The organism is Parabacteroides sp. ZJ-118 (genome assembly GCF_011038785.1).
Lineage (GTDB): Bacteria > Bacteroidota > Bacteroidia > Bacteroidales > Tannerellaceae > Parabacteroides.
In genome coordinates, this window is record NZ_JAAKDT010000005.1 from 20,735 (window position 1) to 47,250 (window position 26,516).

Consider the following 26,516-nt stretch of genomic DNA (forward strand, 5'->3'; position numbering starts at 1 on the left):
GGATCAGCACTTGATGCTCAACTGCCGCAGGACCTCACGGATCTTCTCATACGTGACGATACGCGTAGGGACCAGGGGCAGGCGGAGCTTGTTCTCGATAAAGCCCATCATGTTCAGCATGCTCTTCACCCCCGCCGGGTTGCCGTCGACAAACAACAGGCTGAACAGCTCCGTGAAGCTATGGTGGATGGTACGGGCGCTATCGTAATCGCCCGCCAAGGCCAGGCGCACCATACGGCTGAACTCGCGCGGGAAGGCGTTGCCGATGACGGAGATCACGCCGACCGCCCCCAAGGTGATCAGCGGGAAGGTAATCCCGTCGTCGCCCGAGATCACGCTGAAGCTCGCCGGCTTGTGCTTGATGATATCATCCATCTGGGTGATATTGCCGGAAGCCTCTTTCACGGCGACCACGTTCTTGAACGCGCGGGCGACGCGCAGCGTCGTCTCGGCCGTCATGTTCACGCCGGTGCGCCCCGGCACGTTGTAGAGCACGATCGGCAAGTGGGTCGCGTTGGCGATCGCCTTGTAATGTTGGAAAATCCCCTCTTGGGAAGGTTTATTGTAGTAGGGTACGACCGAGAGGATCGCATCGATCCCCTCGAAAGGATCGCTCCTCAGCTTCTCGACAACAGACCGCGTACAGTTGCCTCCCACGCCTAATACGATCGGGACGCGGCCGCGTACGCGAGTCACCACCAAGTTCACGATGTTTCTCTTCTCCTCTTCCGTAAGCGTAGGGGTTTCCGCCGTGGTTCCCAGCACGACCAGGTAATCGGTACCGTTCTGCACCTGGTAATCCACCAGCTTGCCCAACGCCTCGTAGTCTACGCTCTCGTCTTCCTTGAATGGCGTGATCAACGCTACGCCCATTCCTTTTAAGTTTATGTCTGCCATGTTATTAATTGACAATTGGTAATGGACAATTGACAACTGCTTGGTGCCAATTGCCGATAGTGGCGCAAAAATAAGGAATTTATATCATTTTGAACGTATCGCCCGCAAATAAAATAATATATGTTCAAACAAACGTCCGATATCTTCACGCACTGTTAGCGATATGGACAGATCGTACAGGTCGATGCCCTCCTGCTTCGCCCCTACCTTGAACCCGCAGGGATGCTGTAGCATGAGGTATAGCATCGGGTAGCAGCCGGGGCGCGTCAGGTCGATCAGGATATCCGCCTCGACCGCCTTGAAGCGCTCCAGGAGGGCGTCGGAAGGGAACTGCCAGAGGCTCACGTCTCGCTTGGCATGGACCGCGAGGCAGGAGGAGTCGGGCTCCGGGCCGCCGGTCACGTAGACACACGTCTCGACCGCCTGGCCCCCCTCGCGCAGGCGGGCCAAGCAGGGCTCGACCCGCGCGGCGTCGGCCGCCTCGTAAAGGACCAGGACGCGGCGGGCGTCGTCCAGCGGGCGGGAGGCATGCCGGCGTCCGGCCGCCAAGGCCGCCAGGGCGCACACCCGCTTCTTGATGAAATAATCCGTCAGCCTCATTCCGCTATTAGGTTTAAAAATTCCTCCTCATGGATGATCCTCACACCCAGCCTCGCCGCCTTCTCCAGCTTGGCCGGCCCCATGTTCTCGCCGGCCAGGATATAGTCGGTCTTCCCGGAGACGGAGCCGCTGTTCTTCCCGCCGTGCCGCTCGATCATCGCCTTGTACTCATCGCGCGAGTGGCGGGCGAAGGTCCCGCTGATCACGATCGTCAATCCTTTCAACCGCTCGGAGCGGTCTGCCAGCCGCTCCTCGGAGACCGCCATCCGCAGGCCTTGTTCCTTTAACCGGCTTACCAACGTACGGTTCTTCTCGTCCGAGAAGTAGCGCGACACGCTTTGGGCGATCCGCTCGCCGATCTCGTCCACGGCTACCAAATCCGCGGGGGAGGCCTGCGCCAGCGCCTCGATCGAGTGGAAGGCCGCAGCCAGCCGCTTCGCGACCGTCTCGCCCACGAAACGGATCCCCAGGGCGTAGAGCACCCGCTCGAAGGGGACTTGCCGGGATTCCTCCAGGCTCGCCATCAGGTTGCGGGCGCTCTTCTCCGCCCAGCGCTCCAGGCGCGACAGATCCGCCACCGTCAATGTATATAGGTCTGCCGCGTCTTTCACGTAGCCGGCGTCGTACAGATCCTCCACCGTCTCCGGGCCGATATTGATGTTCATCGCCTTGCGGGTCACGAAATGCACGATGCGCCCCTTGATCTGGGGCGGACAGCCCGACTCGTTCGGGCAGTAGTGCGCCGCCTCCCCCTCGAGGCGTACCAGCGGCGTACCGCACTCGGGGCAGGAGCGGACGAAACGCACCTTGTCGCCCGCTAGCAAGCCACGCGCCTCGATGTCGACCCCGACGATCTTCGGGATGATCTCGCCGCCCTTCTCCACGTACACCCGGTCGCCCAGGTGCAGGTCGAGCCCTTCGATGATATCGGCATTGTGGAGCGACGCCCGCTTGACGGTCGTCCCCGCCAGCAAGACCGGCTCCAGGTTGGCCACCGGCGTGACCGCCCCCGTCCGTCCCACCTGGAAGGAGACCGAGTTGAGCCGCGTCGCGGCCCGCTCCGCCTGAAACTTGTAGGCGATCGCCCAGCGCGGGCTCTTCGCCGTGAACCCCAAGTGGCGCTGCTGGCGCAGCGAGTTCACCTTCAAGACGATCCCGTCCGTCGCCACCGGCAGGTTCTTGCGTTCCACATCCCAATAGGCGATATAGTCATAAATCTCCTCCAAGCTGCGGCACAGGCGGATCACGCCGGGGATCTTGAACCCCCACGCACGGGCCGCCTCCAAGTTGTCGTAGTGAGTCTCCGCCGGCAGCTCCTCCCCCAACAGGTAGTAGAAGTAGGCATCCAGCTTGCGCGCCGCCACCACCGCCGGGCTCTGCTGCTTGAGCGTGCCCGAGGCGGCGTTGCGCGGGTTGGCGAAGAGCGGCTCCTCCTGCTCCTCCCGCTCCCGGTTCAGGCGGTCGAACTCCGCCCAGGGGAGCAGGATCTCCCCCCTCACCTCGAAGGCCGCGGGGAAACCTGAGCCCCAGAGCCGTAACGGGACCGAGCGGATGGTCTTCACGTTGGCCGTCACATCGTCGCCGCGGGTCCCGTCGCCGCGGGTCACGGCACGGATGAGGCGTCCCCCCTCGTAGGTGAGCGAGATGGAGGTACCGTCGTACTTCAGCTCGGCGACGATCTCGAACGGCTCGTTCAGGTCGCGGGCGACGCGCGTGTAAAAATCCCTCACCTCCTCCTCCGAGTAGGTATTGCCCAGCGAGAGCATCGGATATTTGTGGACGACTTGCTCGAACGCTCTCGAGAGGTCGCTCCCCACCCGCCGGGTCGGCGAATCCGGGTCGGCCAGCTCGGGGTGCGCCGCCTCCAGCTCCTGCAGCTCCCTCATCATCCGGTCGAACTCGAAGTCTGATATCGTCGGCGCCGAGAGCACGTAGTAATTGTAATTGTGTTGTTCCAGCGCCTCGCGCAATGTTTTGATTCTGTTTTCTACTTCCATAAGCTTTGAAAAAATTGATAATTGACCGGCAAGACGCCAAAAGGCCTCGGAAATCTTGCCGACAGGTGTCGCGAACCCTCCCGAGGCCTCGGGAGGGTTTTTAATAGACCAGCTCCACGTTATCGATCCACAGCGTGTTGCCCGGCGAGCCGACATAGGCGCCGCCGTGGCTGGAGGTGAACTGCAACACCATGTGCGTGGGTGTCTCGCCCGGCTCCGCCCAGCCTACCTCTTGGATCGGGACGCTTTTCCCCTTGCTGTTCGACGTATAACGTTCCTCTACCTGTATGCGCATGTAGGGCCTGTACTCGGGGCTGGAGGTTATGTCGCCGTAAAGGATCGGGCAGGTGGCGCCGTTTACCCAGCCGGGGGTGGATTCCGTATAGCGTCGCACCATCGTGCCGACCCGCTTGGAATAGACATTCCCCGCCGCGTCTTCCCAGCGTTTCTGCAGCAACAGGATCACCGCCAAGGAGTCCTGCCCGGCCACCGTGCTCTTGCGGCTGAAACCCGTACTGCGCACGCGGTGCTTCTCGGGAGCGGCCTTCACCTTGTAATCGAACCGCAGCGCTTTCGGCTTTTGGGTGAAAGGCACGCCCGACCGCAACATCGCCTGGGGGTTCCTGGTCCCCCGGATCGGCTCGTGTACCTCGCCCAAGAAGATGGAACCGGCGGCGATCACCTCGATGTCGACCAGGCCCAACACCTTCATCCCCTCCATCCGCGTCTCCATGCGGGCGCACCAGCCGTCGCCTCGCCGCTCCGGAAAGACGGAGGTGTTGGTCTTCACCACGCCCGCCACTTTCGCCATCACGTTGGAGGTAGCCCACGGAGACCCGCCCCTGTTCCGGAAGGCCGTATTACCGACAATCGTATCCGAGGGGCCCAGCTCGTACAGCAACTTCGTGTTCCCCCCGATGATACCCGACTCATGAATCTCGCGCACCACCCAGTGGTCCATGTCGCCGAACGGCACAGGGTGCCGTTGGCAATGGACAATGGACAATTGACAATTGACAATTATCAAAAGGCCCAAACACCTCAATTTCCATTTCATTTCCATCTCCATTTCCAGTTTTCCATTCACGCGTTCCAACTTTCCATTTACCGCTCTCCCAATTGTCAATTGTCCATTGTCAATTATAAGGAGTATCCCCACTCCCTGAGCGCCATGCCCCAATTCTCCTCCACGAGGCGCACCGTGCGGTCGTCGTACTTGTATTGGTTCTTCCTGTAGCCCTTCTTCTTGCCCAGGTAGCGCTCGATATCCGCCTTGGCCGCCGCGAAGCCGGGGAGGTCCAACCGCTTGTAGATATCCTCGGTCATGGCGAAGGCGTCCTGCTCGAAATCCTCGAACTTCACCTCCACCAGGTTCCCTTCGGGTATCAGGTGCTTCTCCTCCTCGTACTTGTCGTACAGGCGGCGGTAGACCTCGATGAGGTTCGCCTCGATCTGCTCGTTCGTAATCTCCTGCAGACGCAACGGCTGGATCGTATTCGTGAAAAAACTGCGGGTACTCTCGAACACCGTGTAGGGGTTTCGCTTCAAGTAGATGAACTTGGCGTCGGGGAACATCTCCAGCAACGTCTTCACGCGCCCCGTATGGGGCGGGTTCTTGCTCAGGTACTGCGTACCGCCCGTGTTCCAGAGGGAGACCTTGACCAGCTTGAGGAAGGTCGCCTTGAATACCTCCCGCTCCGGCTCCGTGATGCCGTTGAACAACAGGTAACGATCGCAATATTCCATCCAGCGTCTTGGGAAGAACCAGAAATTGTAATAGGTATAAGGCATCATGTTCGACAAGGCGAACTCCTCCTCTTGCGGAAGATCCACCTTCAACTCCATGTTATCGGTCGGACGCTTGTCCGGCATCAAGAAAGCCATGTTCTTCTTGAAGAAAGGCTGGCCCCAGAGCATCAGGTGCGGAAATACCGTCTGGTAAGTCGTGGTATAACCGAAATGCTTGTCGCAGGCGAAGATGTTATGCACGAAGGTTGTTCCGCTGCGCCAATGGCCCAAGATGAACAAGGGGTCCATCTCCAGCGGCTTGTCGGCCAGTTTCTTGAACCGCCGGTCCTCGATCGGCTTCAAGGCGCTCAACAGGCGGCAGACGCCGGTCGTGAGGCGATACTTGCCCTTGAAGCCCTTGTCGATCCGCTGCCGGGCCGTCACCTTCCTGAAGGTATCCCAATCCGCGCCCACCAGGGTGTTGATCGGCAGTTTGTCAAATTCCAGTAATCCCATATCGTATTCAATTGACAATGGACAATGGACAATGGACAATTTTAAAAGAGCCATTGCTGTTGTCCGGGTTCTATTTTATCTTTTCAGTTTTATCGCTTCAGTTCAACTTTGACCCCCTGTCTCTCGAGGGCTTCGCAGGCTTTCTCTATCGCCTCATAATGCTCCGTCCCGATACCCAAAGCGGGGAGGTCTAATTGACAATTGACAATGGACAATTGACAATTACCGGCCCCCTCTTCCATTGTCCATTGTCCATTGTCAATTGTCAATTGCTCCACGATCATGCCCACGGCGGAGGTGTTGTTCGTGATCGGGTCGATCAGGATGAACGAACCGGTCCGCTTGTTCCTCCGGTAGGGGTCGAAGAAGAGCTCATGGGCGGTCGTAAAGGCCACGCGGCCGATCTCGTTCAGCCTCATCGGCAGCGTGTCCGCCGTCAATCGTCCATTGTCAATGGAAAGATGTTCCATCGTGTTCACGTTCACCTTATAGCGGATACGGTCCACACGGGCGCGGGTCGTGTGCGAGGTCTGCTTGATGTAAAACTGCTTGCTCATGTCCATCGGCTCCTCGTCCATCCACACCAGCATGGCTTCGAAACGGCGGTCGCGGATCGGCAGGTTATCCGGGTGGACCAGCATCTCCCCACGGGAGAGGTCGATCTCGTCCTCCAGGGTGATCGTGACACATTGGGGAGGGAAAGCCTCCTCTATCTCTCCATCGTATGTCACGATGCTCTTCACTTTGGACTGCTTCCCGGAGGGCAACGCCATCACCCTGTCTCCCTTGCGCACGATGCCGCTCGCCACCTTGCCGCAGAAGCCGCGGAAGTCCTGGTTCGGGCGCAGGACATACTGCACCGGGTAGCGGAAATCCTCGAAGTTGCGGTCCCGGTCGATCGGCACCGTCTCGAGGAGCTCCAGCAGCGACAGCCCTTCGTACCAGGGGGTACGGCCGCTCTTCTCCACCACATTGTCGCCATCCAAGGCGGAGAGCGGGATGCAGGTGATATCGGGGATCTCCAACGGGGCAACAAACGCCTTATAGTCGGCGACGATCTTGTCGAACCTCTCCTTGTCGAAATCCACCAGGTCCATCTTGTTGACCGCCAGCACCACATGCTTGATGCCCAAGAGCGACACCAAATAGGTGTGGCGGCGCGTCTGCGTGATCACCCCCGTACGGGCATCCACCAGGATGATCGCCAGATTCGCCGTCGATCCGCCGGTGATCATGTTGCGGGTGTACTGCTCATGCCCCGGCGTGTCGGCGATGATGAACTTGCGGTTGTTCGTGCTGAAATAGCGGTAGGCCACATCGATGGTGATCCCCTGCTCGCGCTCGGCCTTCAGCCCGTCCAGCAGCAGGGCGTAGTCGATATGGTCGCCGGCATTCCCCATGCGCTTGCTGTCACGCTCGAGGGCGTCCAACTGGTCCTCATATATCTTCTTGCTGTCATACAACAACCGCCCGATCAGCGTCGACTTCCCATCATCCACCGACCCCGCGGTCAAAAACCGGAGCAGGTCCTTCTGCTCATCCCGGCGAAGAAACTCATCAATTGTCAATTGATTATCTTGTTCCTTGTTATCCATTATTATTATTTTATTCGTTCTACATACTATCAGCATCTCTTGAATTGTCCATTGTCAATTGTCCATTCAAAAATAGCCTTCCCGTTTCTTCTGCTCCATGCTCGCGTCTTGGTCGAAATCGATCACGCGGGTCGTGCGCTCGCTCTTGGTAGTGGTCATCATCTCCTCCACGATCTTCTCGATCGTGTCCGCCCCGCTCTCCACGGCGCCGGTCAGCGGCCAGCAACCCAACGTGCGGAAGCGGACCCTACGCATCTCGATCCGGTCGCGATACTGCTCCGGCAAGCGGTCGTCGTCCGCCATGATCAGGTTGCCGTCGATCTCCACGCAGGGGCGCTCCTTGGCGAAATACAACGGTACGATGGGGATCTTCTCCAGGCGGATATATTGCCAGACATCCAGCTCCGTCCAGTTCGATAGCGGGAACACGCGGATGCTCTCCCCCTTGTGGACACGGGCGTTGTAGATGTCCCACAACTCCGGGCGCTGGTTCTTCGGGTCCCACTGGTGGAACTTGTCGCGAAACGAGAAGATGCGTTCTTTCGCCCGGCTCTTCTCCTCGTCGCGGCGGGCGCCTCCGAAGGCGGCGTCGAACTTGTGTTTATCCAAGGCTTGCAGCAGCGCCTGCGTCTTCATCAGGTCGGTATGCACCTTGCTGCCGTGCGTGAAGGGACCTACGCCCGCGCGGAAGGCCTCCTCGTTGGACTCCACGATCAGGTTCCATCCGAACCGCTTCGCGTAGCTGTCGCGGAACTGTATCATCTCCTTGAACTTCCATCGGGAATCGATGTGCATCAGGGGGAAAGGGACCTTACCCGGAGCGAAAGCCTTCTCGGCCAGACGGACCATCACGGAAGAATCCTTCCCGATGGAATAGAGCATAACCGGATTCTCGAACTCGGCGGCTACCTCCCGGATGATGTGGATAGACTCGGCCTCCAGCTCCTGCAAATGACTTAACTTGTAATCGGACATATCTTTTTTCAGTGTTTGATTTCTACTTTCGGTACGATCAACTCCAGCAACCGGCTCACGGATCGCTCCACGCTCAACAGGGAGGTATCCAGCGTCAGGTCGGGATGCGGGGGCGCGTCGAACGGGGCGGAAACCCCGGTAAACTCCTTGATCTCGCCCCGGCGTGCCTTCGCGTACAGGCCTTTCACGTCACGCCGCTCGCACTCTTCGATCGGGGTGCTGACATAGACCTCCAGGAAGTTCTCCCTCCCGATGATGGCCGCCGCCATCTCCCTCAACTCGTCGTTCGGGCTGATGAAAGCCGCTAGGGTGATCACACCCGTATCGACAAACAGTTTGCCCACCTCGGCGATCCGGCGGATGTTCTCCACCCGGTCCTCCGGCGAGAAGCCGAGATTATTGTTGATCCCGCTACGGATATTATCCCCGTCGAGGACGCGGCAGAGCAATCCCCGTTTATGCAACTCGCGCTCCAGGGCGACAGCGATCGTACTCTTCCCCGAGCCACTCAGCCCGGTAAACCATACCATCAAGCCCCTTTGCCCCAAAAGCGCCTCTTTCTCCTTTCTCCCCATCATCCTATCAAAAATAGGATAAATATTATTCAGTCTTTCTTCCATTATCAATCATCATCTTTAATTGTCAATTGTCCATTGTCAATTGTCCATTGTTTAAAACTCCCACACCATCGGTATCACGAACACCGAGATCAAGAAGGTAATCAAGTTCAGGGGCAGGCCCACCTTCACGAAATCCGTGAACCTATAGCCCCCCACGCCCTGTACGATCAGGTTGGTCTGGTAGCCGATCGGCGTACTGAAACTAGCCGACGCCGCCATACAGATCACGACGAAGAAGGGCGTCGGGTCTACGCTGAGCTGCGTGGCGACCGACAGGGCGATCGGGAAGCTGAGCGCCGCGGCGGCATTGTTCGTGATCAGCTCCGTAAAGATATTGGTGATGATGAAGACGATCGCCAGCAACGCGTACGGTCCCATGCTGCTGGACATGCCGATGATGTGACGGGCGATCAGCGCGGCGAAACCGGAGTTCTCCATGGCCTTGCTGATAGCGAAAGCGCAAGCGATCGTGATCAAGATATCCCAAGAAATGTATTTCGTATATTTTTTAGGTGGGAAAAGCTTCGTCCACGCCATGATGATCGTCGTAATGCTGACAAAGAAGAACATATCCAAGCGCATGCTTGGAACGGCCTCTTTCACGACGGGCAACTCCCCTACCGTAGCCCCCGTGATCATAAAGATCAGCAGGCCTAACGCCAGCCAACGTTTCTTCCTCGATACCGGTTCCGTTGCCTCATTCCCATTCGCCAACATCAAGAAGACACTGGACTCACCCCATGTAGGGATGAAAGAATCGTCCGCCCACAACACCAAGGTATCGCCCTCATGCAATACCACCGTATCCAGGTTGCGGGTAAAACGCTGTCCGCCGCTCTTCACCTCTTTCACGATCGCCCCGTAATGGCGGGTAAAGTTAAACTCCCCCAAGGTCTTGTTGATACCCGGGAAGCGTGCGCCCAGCACGGCCTCCACCCGGTGGAAGTTCCCGGGATTCTCATCCTCCCCCTCCTCGGATATCGTATCCGTCCTGGAGTCGGGGAGCAGTCTGTTCGAGAAAGCGAACAGATACAAAATACCGGCGATCGCGATAAAAACACCGACTTTCCCCAGCTCAAACATCGTAAAGCCCTCATATCCCGCCTCCAGAATCATACCGTGCACCACCAGATTCGTAGAGGTACCGATCAAGGTACATATACCGCCCAATATCGTGACATACGAGAGCGGGATCAAGAATTTCGTGGCCGGAAGCTTCACCGCCTCCGCCCAGCGCTTGATGATGGGGGCGAAAATGACGACAACGGGGGTATTGTTGAGGAAAGCGGAGACAAAAGCGACCGGCGGGAGCATCCTCGCCTGCGCCTTGAAGACGGTGGTCTTCCCCTCGGGAAGCAGTTTCTTGATCAATTGGCCCAAAGCCCCGCTCTGCCGCACTCCCTCACTGACCAGGAAGAGCATGGCCACGGTTATCATCCCTTTATTGCTAAAGCCCTCCAACATCTCCTTGGGAGTGAGGATGCCTACACAGAGAAAAAACACGACCACCGTCAGAAGAACCATCCCCGGCCGCATCTTATCCCATACCAAGGCCGCGATCATACCGATCAGCGCCAGCAACACAAACACTATATCAAAATTCATGCACGGTACTTTTAAGGACACAAAAGTAATAAGAATACTCAAGTGCGCACTCCTTTCGCCAACCTATTTTTAAGATTATGTGGAATATAGACCAATAATTGTTGATTACGGGCCAACCCGGTATCCCAACAAGGCAGCCTCCTCAATCGCGTTCATAACGTGGGGATATACCTATACCGAGACCCGCGGGGAATCCGGAAAGGCGTCATCTTATGTTTTCTTTACCCAAACGGCAAGATTACGCGCGTCTACGGAAAACGCTCCATTTCCCTCCTCATCCAAGGTCACCTCATCCGGAATGCTTCCGGTAATCTCACGCCACACCTCACCTGCATGTTCTTTCCCTAAACACATCGTTTTACTCCCCGCCTCATCATTCGATATTAAAAACACCAAGCCCGAATGCACATGCGCCTCATCTCCTGTACGAATGAAACCTATGGTTGATGGATGGTCGAAATAGTCCATTTGATCTCCATACGCGTACTTTTTCCTCGCGTTTAGTAAAATATCTATAATCTTGGCATGTGGCGATTTCTCTCCTTTTATCCCATAATAATCACCATAGAACAAACAGGGATAGCCATCCTTCATCATAAGGATAAGGCCATATGCCAATGGCTTGAACCAATCTTCGACCTGTGACTCCAAAGAACTCCCATGCTGCGAATCATGATTATCGACAAAAGTCACGGCAAATTCGCGACAGCGCTCCACCAGCGTATTCCGCAGGATATTCCGCAAATCGTAATCTTTTCCTTCTTGCGACGCCTGAAACATATTGTAATGCAACGGGACATCAAACAAGTCGACTTTATGCCCCACCGCTTTCAGGTAATTATCCAATGTCTCCAAGTTACGGCTCCAATATTCTCCCACGGCATAGAAGTCATCACCTCTCTCACTTCTTACCGCGTCCAGGAATCGCGCGACGAACTGGTCTTTCATGTGCTTAATGGCATCCAAGCGCATTCCATCAAGATCAAGTTCGTTCGCGACCCATTTGCCCCAGCTATTCAGTTCGGCGACCACGTCAGGGTGATCCAGGTCAATATCATTACACAGAAGGAAATCGTAATTGCCATTCTCTCCATCCACGCCGTCACTCCAGGCTTTTCCTTCTCCTTGAACCTGAAATATACCGCTTCGCTTTCGAGCATCGTCAAATCCCGTCCCGGAAAAATGATAATAATGCCACTTAAAATCCGAATACTTATCCCCTCGTCCCGGAAAGCTATATCCGGTACATCCCTGTATCTCATACGGTTCCCCCAAGGCTTTATTTCTTTGGTCAGGATCTACCTCCACCACCATGAACGTTTCCCTGAAATCACCACCCGCTTTATGATTCAACACGGCATCCAGGTATACGGCAATCTGATGTTCGTGAAGTTCATCAATCATCTTCTTCAATTCATCTTTCGTCCCGTATTTAGTCCGGGTCGTTCCTTTTTGCTCAAACTCACCCAGATCATACAAATCATAAGTAGCATATCCCTCATCTTGTTGTTCATCCGCTTTGTAGGCAGGTGGTATCCAAACAGCTGTCACACCCATTTCGCGCAGATGCGGCGCGTCCGCTCGCAACTGTTTCCACAACGTTCCGTCATTCGGGAGATTCCACTCAAAATACTGCATCATTACCCCATTTTCCATCGCTATTTCATTTAAAGTTGACGATTAGATTAACAAAATAAACAACGAGATGGTTCCCGCTGTACCTGTCAATTATCGCTCGCGATGTTTTCAACTCCCTTCGATGGGATACCACAAATAATCTTAATAATTCTTTTTATACACATAATTCACTTGGTAATGAATCATACTTTTCCCTCATCTGTTTGTTTTTATATCATCCAAGATCAAGGAAATCCCAGACACGCTCAAACTTGATACAACTGTTTAATTAAAAAAAATTCGATTATGCTAGAAAGAGAAATCCAGGGAAATACTTTAGAAGATTGGGGTATTTCCATACTTATTATTTTAGGAACAATTGTTTTGATGAAGCTACTATCATTCTTCAGCAAAAAAATACTCAATCCGTTTATCACCCGTACCCATAATCGTTTGGATGATATCATCTATTATTCGTTGGAATCGCCCGTCAGGTTCGCGATCATGTTACTCGGTATTTGGATAGCCATTCACAGGCTGGTTTATCCGGATCGCTTCGTGGAAATAGTGGATAACGCCTACAAGATACTGATTGTTTTAGACATCACTTGGATATTGGCCCGCTTGTCCGGCCGTTTGTCGCAAATGTACTGGGGGCGCCAACCGGACGGGCAAACCAATAAGATGATGCCGATTATCAGACGGGCGATACTGGTCATCGTGTGGATAACCGGTCTCGCCATGGCCTTGAGCAATGTTGGAGTCAATATTGGCGCGCTGTTAGGTACGCTGGGTATCGGAGGTATCGCATTTGCCCTGGCGGCTCAAGACACCGTGAAAAATGTGTTCGGCGCTTTCACGATATTGACCGATAAGCCTTTCAATATAGGTGATACGATTCGTGTGGATAATTTCGAGGGTACCGTAATCGACGTCGGGGTCCGGAGCACGAAAATCATGGACTACGACAAGCGCGTCATCATTTTCCCCAATTATAAAGTCACAGACGCTTCTATCATAAATATCTCTTCCGAACCGATGCGCCGGGTCGTTTTGAAACTGGGGTTGACCTACGGCACGACCTCCGGAAAAATGAAAGAAGCCCTGCGTATACTGAAAGCCATTCCCGAGAGGATAGAAAACGTATCTCCCAAGCCATCGGATACCATAGCTGTCTTCACAGAATACACAGACTCCTCGCTGAATATCATGTACATCTATCATATAGAAAAGCAGGGAGATATCTTGGGGGTGACCTCAAATGTGAATCTGGAGATCCTGGGCGCATTCCATGAAGCGGGCATCGATTTCGCGTTCCCGACACGAACGATTCACATTCAGAGGGAGGAGCCTCCCCTCACTTCACGATAAACCACGGATTACGCAAATCTTCCTTGTTGTAGCGAAGCGGGGTCTTGCCGTCAATGTGATAGATGTCGCAACCGGCAGACTTGGCGATGGCGTGGCCGGCGGCGGTATCCCACTCCATCGTCGGGGCGAAACGGGGATAGATATCGGCCGAGCCTTCCGCTACCAGGCAGATCTTCAGGCTGCTGCCGCTACTGATCAACGTGACGGGCTTTCCCTGCTTGCGGAGATTATCGATGAAGGCGCTGGTCTCCTCCGTCTGGTGAGACCGGGACGCCACCACCACGACTCCCTGATGCGCCAGCGCCATCGGCAAATGGATCGCTCGCTGTCTCATCTCGTCCATCGAGGGCTGGTTGCTGCTATCGATCCTCGTAAACTTATAAGCCCCCACGGAGGAAGAGCCGAAATACAACTCCTTCCGGACAGGCACGTAGATGACCCCCAGCACGGGCACGCCCTCCTCCACCAAGGCGATATTCACGGTAAACTCACCGTTTCTCTTGATAAACTCCTTGGTACCGTCCAGCGGATCCACGATCCACAGCGTCTTCCATTCGGAGCGCTCCCGGAACGGGATCTCCCTCCCCTCCTCGCTCAAGACGGGGAACGGGGTGACGGACAACGCGTCTGTTATCAATCGATGGGCCGCCTTGTCCGCCTTTGTCAACGGCGAGTTGTCCGCTTTTCTCTCTATCCCGAAGTCTGAGCCGGGATCGTTGTAAATATCCATGATCGACTTGCCCGCGTCTACCGCGGCGCGGATCGCTATGTAAAGATAATTGGCGTAGTTCATCATCACTTCTCGTTTTATGATTTTGTCAATGAGCAAATATAGGAAAAAAAACAAATTGAGGGGCCTCCCTCTCCGATTATCCTCCGACCGACGCGGTTATCCCGCGAGCGGCGAATTGATCGATACACCTTCGCAAGACCGCTTCGGAGGGGGTGGATAGCGGGAGGTTCGCGGGGTTGTAGAGGGTCCCTCGCTTATCGTGCTTGCCTTTCCCGATGTCGTGATACGGGAGGAGGTTGACGACCTTCCGCCTCCACGGCAAGGAGGCCAGGAAGGTGGCGGAGCGGGCGATATTCTCCTCGTCCGCGTTGACACCCTCGATCAAGGGGACGCGGATGAGGAAGTCCGCGCCGGCCTCGGCGATCATCCGGAGGTTGGAGAGGATAGGCTCGTTCGGGACCCCCGTGAAACGACGATGGCTCCCGGAATCCATATGCTTTAAGTCCACCAGGAAAAGGTCCGTGCGCGCCATGACCCTCCGGACGGTATCCGGCGAGGCGAACAGGGTCGTATCCACCGCGCGATGGATTCCCGAGGCTCCGCAGCGATCCAGCAGGGCGACCAGGTCCGCGGGATGCGACAACGGCTCTCCGCCGCAGAAGGTGACGCCCCCCTCGGAGCGATCCATGAAGAGTGTCTCCTTCTCGATCTCGCGCATGATCTCGTCGGCGGTATACGCGCGGCCCGACATCTCCGCCGCCAAGGTGGGGCAGACCGCGGCGCACCGGCCGCACGCGCGGCACGAGGCGCGATCGGCGAGGATCCCCGCCTCCGTCAAGGTCAGCGCCCCGGCGGGGCAGGCATTCACGCAGGCCCCGCAGCCTATGCACCTCTTTCTCGTATACAGCCGCTCCGCCCGGGGCGATATGCCCTCCGGGTTATGGCACCACACGCAGGCCAGCGGGCATCCCTTCATGAAGATCGTGACGCGGATGCCCGGCCCGTCGTTTATGGCGTATCGCTTGATATCGAACAACAGCATGGCCTCAGAAAGTCTCTTGCTCCGTGCGCGCGATCACGTCCGCTTGCAGATCGGCGTTCATATCGTTGAAATAGTCGCTATAGCCTGCCACGCGGACCAGCAGGTCCCGGTAGTCCTCCGGACACTTCTGGGCGGCGTGAAGCGTCTCCGAATCCACGATATTGAATTGGATATGATGACCTCCCAGGGCGAAGTAGCTACGTATCAGGGAGGCCAGCTTCGACAGGTCTTCCTCCCGTTTCAGCAGGCTCGGCAGGAAGCGTTGGTTCAGCAGCGTGCCGCCGCTCTTCACCTGATCCAGCTTGCCGAGCGACTTGATCACGGCGGAGGGCCCGTGGGTATCCGCCCCGTGCGAGGGCGAGGTACCGTCGGAGATCGCGCGCCCGGCCAGGCGGCCGTTCGGGGTGGCTCCCATCACCTTGCCGAAGTAGACGTGGCAAGTGGTGGAGAGCATATTCAGGTGGAAACACTCCCCTTTCGTGTTCGGCTTGCCCTCGATCGCGTCATACAAATCGTCGAAGACCTTCACGGCGATCTCGTCGGCGTACGGATCGTCGTTGCCAAAGAAGGGCGTGCGGTTCAGGATCAGCTGGCGCATCGGCTCATGCCCCTCGAAATTGTCGGCCAGCGCGCCCAGCAGCGCCTCCATCGTGAAGCTCTTGTCGTCGAAGACATGTTTCCGCAAGGCGGAGAGGCTGTCGGTGACCGTGCCCAATCCGGTACACTGGATATACGTGGTGTTGTAGCGGGGCCCGCGGTCGTAGTAGTCCCGGCCCTTCGCGATACAATCGTCGATAAACAGGGAGAGGAACGTGGCGGGGGCGTACTTGGCGAACATGCGGTCGATGTAGTTGCTGACCCGTACCTTCATGTCCACGAAATAACGCACCTGGCGCATGAAGGCCTCGTAAAGCTCCTCGTACGTCCGGAAGCCGCGGGGGTCGCCGGTCTTCAGGCCGACGGCGCGGCCGCTTACCGGGTCCACGCCGTCGTGCAGCGTCACCTCCAATATCTTCGGCACGTTCAGGTAACCGGTCAGCACGTAGGCCTCCTTCCCGAAGGCGCCCACCTCGATGCAACCGCTGCAACCGCCCTCGCGGGCGTCGCGCAGCGACTTGCCTTGCCGCATCAACTCCTGCACGTAGACATCCGGGTTGAATACCGACGGGTAGCCGTGGCCTTGGCGGATCACCCGGCACCCGGCGCGGAGGAACCGCTCCGGCGTACGGGCGCTGACGTGGATGGCGCTGCCGGGCTGGAGGATGTGCAGCTCCTCGATCGTCTCCAGCATGATATAGGAGACCTCGCTCACGCCATCGCTGCCGTCCGCCCGGATACCGCCGATGTTCAGGTTCGTGAAATCGTTGTAGGTCCCGCTCTCCTTCGCCGTGATACCCACCTTGGGCGGGGCGGTGTGGTTGTTCACCTTGATGAAGAAGCAAGACATCAGCTCCTTCGCCTCGTCGCGGGTCAAGGTACCGGCGGCGACCTCCCGCTCGTAGAAGGGGGCCAGGTGCTGGTCGAAATGCCCCGGGTTCATGGCATCCCAGCCATTCAGCTCCGTGATCGTGCCGAGGTGGACGAACCAGTACATCTGGATCGCCTCCCAATAGGTACGGGGCGCGTGGGCAGGCACCCAGCGGCATACCTCGGCGATCTTCCTCAGCTCGGCGGCGCGGCGAGGATCTTTCTCGGTGAGAGACATCTCGTCGGCCAGGTCGGCGTGTCGCTCGGCCAGCAGGATGGCGGCGTCGCAGGAGATCGACATGGCCGTCAGCTCCTCCTGCTTGTCGGTGGCCTCCGGATCGTTCATGAAATCCAGGGCGCCCAGCTCTCCCTCGACGCGTCTCTTCAGGTCGAGCAGGCCATATTGGTAGACCTTGCCGTCCAGCGCGGTATGCCCGGGGGCGCGTTGCTCCATGAACTCGGTGAACATGCCCACCTCGTAGGCCTCTTTCCAAGCCTTGGGGACGTGGCCGAAGATGCGCTCGCGCTGCGTACGGCCTTTCCAGTACGGGATCACCTCCCGCTCGTAGGTATCGATATCCGCCTGGGAGATGGTGTAACGCTGCAGCTCCCGGGTATTCAGGATATGCAGGTCCTCCACGCTATGGCAGGTAAGCTCCGGGAAGGTGGGCACGGCCTTGGGACGGGGTCCGCGCTCGCCGACGATCAACTCGTCCTCGCCGATATAGATCGTCTTCCGCTTGCAGATCTCCAGGAAGTTCAGGGCACGCAGGATAGGGATCGGATACTTCCCGTAATTCTCCCGGTAGAAACGGGTCTCGATCAGGGCCCGCTCGATCGAGAGGGAGGGCTGGGCCTCGAAGCTCCGCCGGCGCAGGCGCTTGACGCGGTCGTTCATGCCCAGGTTGTTCGCGCCCGTAGAAGGGATCGCCCGATCGTGTACGCACGAGGGCGCATGGCTAGTCGTATTCATAATAACTTGTTCTTTTAAAAGGATAACGTAATACATATAGAATGTGTACACACCGCCGTGCGACACATAACGCTTGTTCGTCTTTGAAGCGCGATGGCAAAAGTAAGGGAATTTATCGACCGATGAACCTCCGGAAGGGAAATAATTTCAACGAATTTAGGGCTCCGATACCCTCCCGCGCTTTCGCGGCCTCATGTAAACCGCGTCCCGGTCATCCGATGGACAGCCCCGAAACGGCGAAAAATCGCCCGGTCATCCGATGGACAGCCCCGAAACGGCGAAAAATCGCCCGGCCATCCGATGGACAGCCCCAAAACGGCGAAAAACCGCCCGGTCATCCGATGGACAGCCCCAAAACGGCGAAAAACCGCCCGGTCATCCGATGAACAGCCCCAAAACGGCGAAAAACCGCCCGGTCATCCGATGGACAGCCCCAAAACGGCGAAAAACCGCCCGGCCATCCGATGGACAGCCCCAAAATAGCCCGACGCGAAAATATATTTCGGGAAATAACCATGGATATTCCACTAAAAAGCCTTATATTCGCATGGTTTTAAAATCGCTATTCACTCACTTTAATATTTACCTATAAAAACAAACAAAGAGACATGGCAGAGATAAAAGTTTACAACACGGCTGTCGCCCGTCAAGAAGAATCCTTCGGCTTCCACAAGCTGGCCGTAGCGGAGATGAGTAAATGTACGGACGAGAAGTTCGTCCCCGCGTACCAAGCCTACGAGACCGCCTACGAGGCGTTCGACGAGGCGCTGAAGCAGAGCGGCGGCGAGCACGTCCTCAGCAAGCCCATCGAGGCGCAAGACGATATCTGCGACAAGCTTTACCGGGGATTGAACAGTCAAGTCGCCACCATGGAGACCTTCTACGACCCCGACATCGCCGAGGTGGCCCGCGAGGCGCGCGTCATCCTCAAGAAATACGGCAACCCCACCGGCCTTCCCTACCTGGAGGAGGCGGGCGTGTTGCACAACCTGATACAGGAGCTGGAGGCGTTCGACGGTGTATCGGACTCGGGATCGCCCGATGAGCTCTCCCTCCTCTCCACGGACGTGAAGAGGATCGCGTCGAACCGCCTCGCCGCCCTCCATATCGACGGCTGGGTAAGCCAATTGAAGGCCGAGACGGCTCGCTTCCTGGAGCTGTTCGCCGAGCGGAACACGCAGAAATCCAGCGTAGTGACCGGCGCGACCAAGGCCGCCCGCAAGGCGACCGACGAGGCGTACCGATCCGCGGCGAAACGCCTCAACGCCCTTGCCGAGGTGAACGGCGACGCGGACTACATCCACGTGATCAACGCCCTCAACGTCCTCATCGACCGCCAGAACGCGATCATCAAGGCACGCGCCACGAGGAACGCGAACAAGCGGAAGGAGGAGGAAGAAGAGGGATAGATTTTTTTTCTTGTCATACATTTTGAGGATTGAGGGGAGGCTGTCGTGCGACACCCTCCCCTCTTATTTCGCCCCCCGGCTGTGTCCATCCACCCCCCGGGGGAGAGTCTTCTCCGCGCGAAGATCCTAACGATACGATTCCCCCATATTACCTCCGCCAAAAGTCTTCCATCTCCTCCAGCGTCCTCCCTTTCGTCTCGGGGACGAACCTCCAGATGAACAACGCCGCCAACAGGCCCATCACGCCATAGATCCAATAGGCCATACCGTGATTGAACGTATCGGTCAGGTATTGATTCTTATCCAGCATCGGGAATGTCCATGACACCAGGAAGTTGGCGATCCATTGCGCCGCCACGGCGATACTCATCACCGTGGAGCGGATCGAGTTCGGGAAGATCTCGGCCAGCAACACCCAGCAAACCGGGCCCCACGACATCGCGAACCCCGCCGTATAGACCAGCATGCAGGCCAACGATCCCATACCCACCGAATGGGTATAGAACGTAGTGCCCAGGACCAGCATGGATACCGCCATGACAAGCGCCCCGATCATCATCAACGGGCGGCGTCCGAACTTATCCACCGTGAAGATGGCCAATACGGTAAACGACAGGTTCACCGCCCCTACCACGATCTGCTGCAGAAGGGCGGCGTCCGTAGCCGCTCCCATCGTCTTGAAGATCTCCGGGGCATAGTAAAGCACCACGTTGATCCCCACGAATTGCTGGAAACCGGAGAGCAACACGCCCACCAGGATGATCAGCGCGCCAAACGACCGGATCGGGAACAGCAAGGCGACGCAGAAGCTGGCCAACAAGGCGATCTCCAGCGCGCTCGTGTTGCCGGCCCACGACAACAACCCGTAGCCCGCCAGGAACAACGCCAGCCAAGTCCCTATGAACCGGAAGTAGGGCTTCATCGACGGAGCCTTCTCCTTGAAACTATCCCGTATGTCCTCCAGCTCGCGGCCGGCGGACGCCGGGTCCATCAGATGGCTCAAGACCGCCAACGCCCTCTCCGTACGCCCGCGCATCACGAGGTAACGAGGCGTCTCGGGCACGAACATCAAGAACGAGAGGAACAACAGCGCCGGAATGATCTCGGAGGCGAACATCCAGCGCCAGCCCGTGGCGTGCAGCCAGGCGGCGTCTCCCTGGAGGGCGATCGTGTAATTCACGAAATAGACCACCAGCATACCGAAGATAATGGCGAACTGGTTCCATGCCACCAGGTTCCCCCGGCGATCGGCCGGAGCCACCTCGGCGATATACATCGGCGATACCATGGAGGCCAGCCCCACGCCGACCCCGCCCAAGATGCGATAGGCCACGAACGCGTACATGAATGTATGGTCCCCGCTCCCGGGCCTGCCGACAAACAACTCCGGCCAGGCCGAGCCGACGGCGGAAAGCAGGAAAAGGACCGCGGCCAGGATCAGCGTCGGCTTCCTGCCATAACGCTGGCTGATCCACCCGGCGAACGAGGCGCCGAGGATACATCCGATCAACGCGCTACTCACCACGAACCCCTCCAAGGCGTTCGCCTGATCCAACGGAAGCCCTTGCGGCTCGATGAAAAACGCGCGCAAGGACTCCACCGTGCCGGAGATCACCGCCGTGTCATACCCGAACAACAAGCCGCCCAGGGTGGCGACCAGGGTAAGAGCGAAAATATACGTGTTGTTATTTCTCATGAATCACCGAATCGACTGGTTGACGATCATCTCGTAAAGTTCCTGCTTGCCGCTGATCTGTTTCGGCTCGCCGTCACGCAAGGCGATCGTACGAAGATCCTCCAGCGTCAGCTTGCCATCCTCGAACGCCTTACCCTCGCCGGCGTCGAAACTGGCGTAACGCTCGGCACGCATCTTGCGGTAGTCTGAGTGCTCAAGGATATCGGCGGCGATCATCAAGGCACGGGCGAAAGCGTCCATACCACCGATATGAGCGATGAAGATATCCTCCAGGTCCGTGGAATTACGGCGGGTCTTGGCGTCGAAGTTCGTACCGCCGGTAGTCAGGCCGCCTCCCTCGAGGATCACCAGCCAAGCCTGCGCCAGCTCATAGATATCCATCGGGAATTGGTCCGTATCCCAACCATTCTGGTAATCGCCGCGGTTCGCGTCGATACTGCACAACATGCCGGCATCGGCGGCGGCTTGCAACTCATGCTCGAAGGTATGCCCGGCCAAGGTCGCGTGGTTCACCTCGATATTCAGGGCGAAATCCTTGTCCAAGCCATAATGGCGGAGGAAGCCGATCACGGTCTCCGAATCCACGTCATATTGGTGTTTCGTCGGCTCCATCGGTTTCGGCTCGATCAGGAACGTACCCTTGAAACCGTTCTTACGGCCATAATCGCGGGCCATCGTCAGCATCATGGCCAAATGCTCCTTCTCCCGTTTCATGTTCGTGTTCAACAGGCTCATATAGCCCTCGCGGCCGCCCCAGAACACATAGTTCTCACCCCCCAGGGCGATGCAGGCGTCGATAGCGTTCTTGATCTGCGTGCCGGCGCATGCCACGGCCGGGAAGTAAGGGTTCGTAGCGGCGCCGTTCATATAACGCTTATGCCCGAACACGTTCGCGGTAGACCATAGCAGCTTCTTCCCGGTAGCGGCTTGGTGCTCCTTGGCGTGCTCCACCATCGTCTGCAGGCGTTTCTCGAACTCGCCCAGCGTAGGAGCCTCGTCAACCACGTCCACGTCGTGGAAGCAGTAGTAAGGAATATCGCATTTGGTCATGAACTCGAAAGCGGCGTCCATCTTGTACTTCGCGCGGGTGATGGCGTCCGTACGCTCATTCCAAGGGAATGATTTTGTTCCGCCACCAAACTGATCCCCCCCCTCGGCACACAAGGTATGCCAATAGGCCATAGCGAAGCGTAGATGATCCTTCAGCGTCTTACCCATCACTACCTTATCCGCGTCATAATAGTGAAATGCCAACGGATTTTTTGACTCGCGTCCCTCAAACTGAATCGATCCGATTCCCGGGAAAAACTCTTTCTCTCCTTTAAAGTAACTCATAATGATATATATATTAAAAATGTAACCAACTCAGCCGTTAAATGGACCGTTCCAATCGCTCTTTCCACGTCTCGAACGCCCCGCAATACGCGTTCGCCTTGAGGCCGTCCGGCTCGATCACGTTAATCTTCTTCAAGGAGGCGAACGCCTCCTCCGCGTTCTTGTAGATGCCGGCGCCTATACCGGCGCCCTTGGCCGCTCCTACCGCGCCGTTCGTATCATACAGCTCGATCACCGTACCCGTCACGCCCGCCAAAGCGTCCCGGAAGATCGGGCTTAGGAACAGGTTCGCGTTCCCCGCGCGGATCACCTGAATATCGATCCCCATCTCATTCATGATGTCCATGCCGTACTTGAAGGCAAACACGATACCCTCTTGCGCCGCCCTGGCCATGTGCGCCTGGGAATGTATGTTGAAGTTCAATCCATGCACCGAGCAATCGACCTGCCTATTCTGCAACATACGCTCCGCCCCGTTTCCGAACGGCAAGATCGAAAGGCCGTCGCAGCCGATGGGGACCGTGGCCGCCAAATCATTCAACGCGTCGTAGCTGATGCCTTCCGGCGCGATATTCCGCTTGATCCAAGAATTGAGGATACCGACCCCGTTGATGCACAACAAAACGCCCAAACGGGTCTGCTCCGTCGTATGGTTGACGTGGGCGAACGTGTTCACACGGGAAAGCGTATCGTAATTCACCTTGCCGTTCACGCCGTACACGACTCCGGAAGTCCCTCCGGTAGCCGCTATCTCGCCCGGGTTCAATACATTCAATGATAAAGCGTTATTCGGTTGGTCGCCCGCGCGATAGGTGACCGGCGTACCCTTCTTCAATCCCAGCTCGGCCGCGACGGAGGCGGTAACCTCGCCCTGCAAACCGAACGTCGGACGGATGTCGGCGATCAGCTCCTTGCTGAATCCATAATAATTCAGCAAATCCTCCGATAAGGCGTTCTGCTTGAAGTCCCAGAAAATCCCCTCCGACAGACCGGAAACCGTAGTCGCGATGTCTCCCGTCAGGCGCATCGCCACGAAATCTCCCGGCAACATGATCTTATGGATACGGTCGTAAATATCCGGCTCGTACTCCTTGATCCAAGCCAGCTTGGAAGCGGTAAAATTACCCGGCGAGTTCAGCAGGTGGGAGAGGCACCGCTTCTCGCCTATATTCTTAAACGCGCGCTCGCCGTAAGAAACGGCGCGGCTATCACACCAGATAATCGACGGACGAAGCACCTCCATCTTCTTGTCCACCACCACCAAGCCGTGCATCTGGTACGAGATGCCGATCGCCTTGATCTCCTCGCCTCTCACCTTCGCCTTGCTCATGGCGCCTTTCATGGCGATCTTCACGTACGACCACCAATCCTCCGGATCTTGCTCCGCCCACCCCGGGCGCGACGCCTGGATCGGGGCCTCTTCTTTGGGATAAAAATCCGCACCTATTGTTAACCCGGTCTCCTCATCGACAATAGAGACCTTGATGGAAGAACTTCCAATGTCACATCCTAACAGACACATAATCGTATGGTTTTATAACTTATTAAACTTCGAACGTTGCTGATTGTACTTCACCTTATCGAACCGGTAATACCGCGCGGCGCGATGGGCGACCCCGTCTTGCCTATCGTCCGTGGGCACCACGTAGTTCAAGGAATTCATCTTCTTATGGAAATTGCGCACGTCCATCTCGCGGTTATAGATCACCTCGTACGTGCGCCTAAGCTGGAACGCCGTGAACTTCATCGGCATATAGTCGAAAATGATGGCGGGTTCCTTCTCCACCCAATTACGGATCTCTTGTATGGCGGCCTCGATGATCTCTTTATGGTCGAATGGCAAACGGGGAAGCTCGTTGATCGGGCACCAGCGGATCGAGTCGGATTTATCGGCCGGACAGCTCTTCCTGGCGTTCTTGCACAAGGCGAGATAAGCGACCGTGATCAAGCGCCCGATCTTCACCTTGGAGGTCGCCTCCAACCACATCACGTCCAGCCGGTTCGAGGTACGGGCGGGGGAACCGAAGCAACGGAATTGTTTCAATTGGACGCGCTTCAATCCGGTCGAGTCGTTCAGTATCCGATAGGCGGCGTCATCCAGATCCTCGTTCTCATAGATCAGGCTGCCGGGTAATTTATAGCCGATCAACTCGCCCCCCTCGCTTTTCCGCTCCGCCAGCAGCACGGTGAGCTTGTCATCATTGATGCCGAGCAGAACGCAGTCTACGGAAACATACGGGGAAAGCATCTCTCTATTCTCGTTTTGTGTATCCATGATATCGGTAATCAGATTTGCGCGAATATAAGTGTTTTTCTTAATAAAGCTATCATAAAAGAGTTTTTTTACACCTCCTAATCGATTATTCTTCTGATATTTCAGTATCGTACATCGTACAATATGCTATACAACACATAATGTAAGCGAAACAATTAGTATGAGAACAAATAATGAAGGCGCTTTCACAGACCTCTAACTTTTATTTCCTACCTTTGTTCTATCTATAAGACATCGGACATGAACCTAAAAAACATATACTTCTCTTGGCTGATTTATTGGGGTAAAGTGAAGGGATTGTTGAACGGGATCGCGGAAGCGATCATCCTACTCGCCTCCTTAGCCTCTTTCTTCGTGCTGATCTACCAATCCGGCTTTGTACAGACACCCGATTCCGTCCATATCCTGGAGAGCTCCCGTCCATTCATCCTGCTGGCTTTTTTCACGGGCATAACACTCCGGTACGTGGTGAGGTTCCAAGAAATCATACAGGAGAAAATGTTGTATCTCGACATCAGCATCTATTTCCTTTTATTCGCCGTATTATCCGGCAAGCTGTTTTTCAAGGATGCCATAGCGCACGCCTTGCCTTACTTGTCTTTCTTTACGAGACCTCTCTTCGTATATGTCTTATTATTGCTGCTTAGCACGATTCACTTGTCCCGGCAGACCTTCACCCTGGTGCAGACACGGATCAAGCCCTCGTTGCTTTTCTTGCTCAGTTTCGTGTTCGTGATATTGATCGGGGCCGGGCTGCTGTCGTTGCCGAACGCCACCACGCGCCGGATTCCGTTTATCGACGCTTTGTTTATCTCCACGACCTCGGTATGCGTAACCGGACTAACCAGCGTCGACGTAGCCACCAGTTTCACGCATATCGGACATATTATCATCCTGATCTTGATACAGATCGGCGGTATCGGAGTCATGACATTTACCTCTTTCTTCGCTCTCTCCTTCATGGGGAAATCCTCTTTTACGAGCAAGATGATGCTGAAGGATATGTTGAACGAGGATCGGACGGGAGGATTGTTCCGGGTCATCCTGAATATTCTTTTCGTGACCTTGTTTATCGAGGGGATCGGCGCCTATTTCATTTATATGGACATACGGGGAAGCCTGCCGGGAGGTATACGGCAGGAATTATTCTACGCGATGTTTCACGCCGTGTCCGCTTTTTGTAACGCGGGGATCTCTACCTTGAGCGGCAATATGTACGATCCGTTAGTGGCGGATAAATACAACCTCCATCTCTGGATAGCCCTGCTGATCATTCTCGGAGGCTTGGGCTTCCCGATCGTCTTCAATTACCTGAAGCTCTTGCATCACTTGCTGATGAATGGTATCAAGATATGGATCGGCAAGCAAAAGCATTATATCCATACGCCCCGTATTATCAACGTGCATACGTACATCGTTGTTATCTCCACCTTGATCCTGTTAACCGCCGGAACGGCCTCCTACCTCTTTTTCGAGTATGACAACACCTTGGCCGACCTTCCCCTGCGGGGGAAACTGGCAAACGCGTTCTTAGGCGCCGTCACGCCCAGGACGGCAGGATTCAACGTGGCGGATATGACGGCGCTGGCTCCTCCTACCCTAATGCTGACGTTGATCCTTATGGTAATCGGGGCCGCCCCTATGTCCACCGGCGGCGGATTGAAAGTGACTACCGTTTTCGTAGCTCTGGTTACGACCCTGAACGCCGCGCGTGAGAAAGAGAAAGTGGAAGTGAGAAAACGGGAGATCGCCCCATTCGCCATCCGCAGGGCATTCGCTATTATCATGATGTACTTCATGTGGGTGGCGATCGCTACGTGGGTATTATCCTATACGGAAAAAGGAGCACCCCTGTTCTCCCTATTGTTCGAGGTTGTTTCCGCCTTGAGTACCGTAGGCCTGAGCATCGATTATACCCCTCACCTCACCCCTGTCGGGAAAATCATCATTATCGCCACGATGCTGGTCGGACGTATCGGGGTATTGGCCTTCCTCGTAAGCTTCTGCAAGGAATATACGAAAAAGAATTATACATATCCACAAGAGAATCTATTAATGTAAAAAC

General features: G+C 56.2%; 20 protein-coding genes. 3 read left to right on the forward strand and 17 right to left on the reverse strand.

Translation table 11 applies throughout. The features are described 5' to 3' along the window. Positions 1–3 precede the first annotated feature (3 nt). The 10 genes from dapA to G7Y39_RS02985 all read right to left on the reverse strand — a co-directional run bounded on the left by dapA (position 4) and on the right by G7Y39_RS02985 (position 12,189). On the reverse strand, positions 4–897 hold the full coding sequence (gene dapA, locus G7Y39_RS02940) for a 4-hydroxy-tetrahydrodipicolinate synthase (protein ID WP_165154914.1): 894 nt from the start codon (positions 895–897) through the stop codon (positions 4–6). Between the two features lie 84 nt (positions 898–981). After that, positions 982–1,497, reverse strand: a complete 516-nt coding sequence (locus tag G7Y39_RS02945; protein ID WP_165154916.1) for a hypothetical protein — start codon at positions 1,495–1,497, stop codon at positions 982–984. Then, complete coding sequence (gene ligA, locus G7Y39_RS02950; protein WP_165154918.1) at positions 1,494–3,494, reverse strand: NAD-dependent DNA ligase LigA; 2,001 nt, start codon at positions 3,492–3,494, stop codon at positions 1,494–1,496. Before ligA ends, G7Y39_RS02945 begins: the two co-directional genes overlap by 4 nt. Positions 3,495–3,594: 100 nt before the next feature. Next, positions 3,595–4,563 (reverse strand): PCMD domain-containing protein, encoded by a 969-nt coding sequence (locus G7Y39_RS02955; protein WP_370520349.1) that lies wholly within the window; start codon positions 4,561–4,563, stop codon positions 3,595–3,597. Between the two features lie 71 nt (positions 4,564–4,634). Continuing rightward, positions 4,635–5,738, reverse strand: coding sequence for a sulfotransferase (locus G7Y39_RS02960; RefSeq protein ID WP_165154921.1), 1,104 nt, complete (start codon positions 5,736–5,738; stop codon positions 4,635–4,637). Positions 5,739–5,827: 89 nt separating this feature from the next. After that, positions 5,828–7,333: a sulfate adenylyltransferase subunit CysN gene (gene cysN / locus G7Y39_RS02965; protein ID WP_165154923.1), complete on the reverse strand. Its 1,506-nt coding sequence runs from the start codon at positions 7,331–7,333 to the stop codon at positions 5,828–5,830. Positions 7,334–7,399: 66 nt separating this feature from the next. Further along, a complete protein-coding gene (gene cysD / locus G7Y39_RS02970) occupies positions 7,400–8,308 on the reverse strand; it encodes a sulfate adenylyltransferase subunit CysD (protein WP_165154925.1) in 909 nt (302 codons plus the stop codon). A gap of 8 nt (positions 8,309–8,316) precedes the next feature. After that, positions 8,317–8,928 carry an adenylyl-sulfate kinase gene (gene cysC / locus G7Y39_RS02975; RefSeq protein WP_165154927.1) on the reverse strand — a complete coding sequence of 204 codons (612 nt, stop codon included), beginning with the start codon at positions 8,926–8,928 and terminating at the stop codon, positions 8,317–8,319. Between the two features lie 51 nt (positions 8,929–8,979). Then, the gene (locus G7Y39_RS02980) at positions 8,980–10,533 is read right to left on the reverse strand and encodes an SLC13 family permease (RefSeq protein WP_165154929.1); all 1,554 of its coding nucleotides are present in this window, start codon (positions 10,531–10,533) and stop codon (positions 8,980–8,982) included. Between the two features lie 210 nt (positions 10,534–10,743). Next, positions 10,744–12,189 carry an alpha-amylase gene (locus tag G7Y39_RS02985; RefSeq protein WP_165154931.1) on the reverse strand — a complete coding sequence of 482 codons (1,446 nt, stop codon included), beginning with the start codon at positions 12,187–12,189 and terminating at the stop codon, positions 10,744–10,746. Positions 12,190–12,456: 267 nt separating this feature from the next. Between G7Y39_RS02985 and G7Y39_RS02990 the strand changes: the two genes are divergently transcribed. Continuing rightward, positions 12,457–13,521 carry a mechanosensitive ion channel family protein gene (locus G7Y39_RS02990; RefSeq protein WP_165154933.1) on the forward strand — a complete coding sequence of 355 codons (1,065 nt, stop codon included), beginning with the start codon at positions 12,457–12,459 and terminating at the stop codon, positions 13,519–13,521. On the opposite strand, the gene cysQ is transcribed toward G7Y39_RS02990, so the two are convergent. From cysQ to hypD, 3 genes are all read right to left on the reverse strand, one after another. Continuing rightward, a complete protein-coding gene (gene cysQ / locus G7Y39_RS02995; RefSeq protein ID WP_165154935.1) occupies positions 13,508–14,317 on the reverse strand; it encodes a 3'(2'),5'-bisphosphate nucleotidase CysQ in 810 nt (269 codons plus the stop codon). The two genes, G7Y39_RS02990 and cysQ, sit on opposite strands and share 14 nt — an antisense overlap. A 73-nt stretch (positions 14,318–14,390) precedes the next feature. After that, entirely contained in the window at positions 14,391–15,296 is a 906-nt protein-coding gene (locus G7Y39_RS03000) for a glycyl-radical enzyme activating protein (protein ID WP_165154936.1), read from the reverse strand. A 4-nt stretch (positions 15,297–15,300) separates the two neighbouring features. Further along, entirely contained in the window at positions 15,301–17,736 is a 2,436-nt protein-coding gene (hypD, locus tag G7Y39_RS03005) for a trans-4-hydroxy-L-proline dehydratase (RefSeq protein ID WP_165154937.1), read from the reverse strand. 608 nt (positions 17,737–18,344) lie between these two features. Between hypD and G7Y39_RS03010 the strand changes: the two genes are divergently transcribed. Next, positions 18,345–19,145 (forward strand): DUF6261 family protein, encoded by an 801-nt coding sequence (locus G7Y39_RS03010; RefSeq protein ID WP_165154938.1) that lies wholly within the window; start codon positions 18,345–18,347, stop codon positions 19,143–19,145. 148 nt (positions 19,146–19,293) lie between these two features. Here G7Y39_RS03010 and xylE read toward each other — a convergent pair whose 3' ends face one another. Genes xylE through G7Y39_RS03030 form a run of 4 tightly spaced genes read right to left on the reverse strand, consistent with a single transcriptional unit; the run spans position 19,294 to position 24,451 of the window. After that, positions 19,294–20,841: a D-xylose transporter XylE gene (xylE, locus tag G7Y39_RS03015; protein ID WP_165154939.1), complete on the reverse strand. Its 1,548-nt coding sequence runs from the start codon at positions 20,839–20,841 to the stop codon at positions 19,294–19,296. 3 nt (positions 20,842–20,844) lie between these two features. Further along, entirely contained in the window at positions 20,845–22,176 is a 1,332-nt protein-coding gene (gene xylA / locus G7Y39_RS03020; RefSeq protein ID WP_165154940.1) for a xylose isomerase, read from the reverse strand. 37 nt (positions 22,177–22,213) lie between these two features. Then, positions 22,214–23,698 (reverse strand): xylulokinase, encoded by a 1,485-nt coding sequence (locus tag G7Y39_RS03025; RefSeq protein ID WP_165154941.1) that lies wholly within the window; start codon positions 23,696–23,698, stop codon positions 22,214–22,216. Positions 23,699–23,710: 12 nt separating this feature from the next. Continuing rightward, positions 23,711–24,451 (reverse strand): NUDIX domain-containing protein, encoded by a 741-nt coding sequence (locus tag G7Y39_RS03030; RefSeq protein WP_165154942.1) that lies wholly within the window; start codon positions 24,449–24,451, stop codon positions 23,711–23,713. A gap of 240 nt (positions 24,452–24,691) precedes the next feature. Here G7Y39_RS03030 and G7Y39_RS03035 point away from each other — a divergent pair, with 240 nt between their 5' ends. After that, entirely contained in the window at positions 24,692–26,512 is a 1,821-nt protein-coding gene (locus tag G7Y39_RS03035; RefSeq protein ID WP_165154943.1) for a TrkH family potassium uptake protein, read from the forward strand. Positions 26,513–26,516 lie beyond the last annotated feature (4 nt).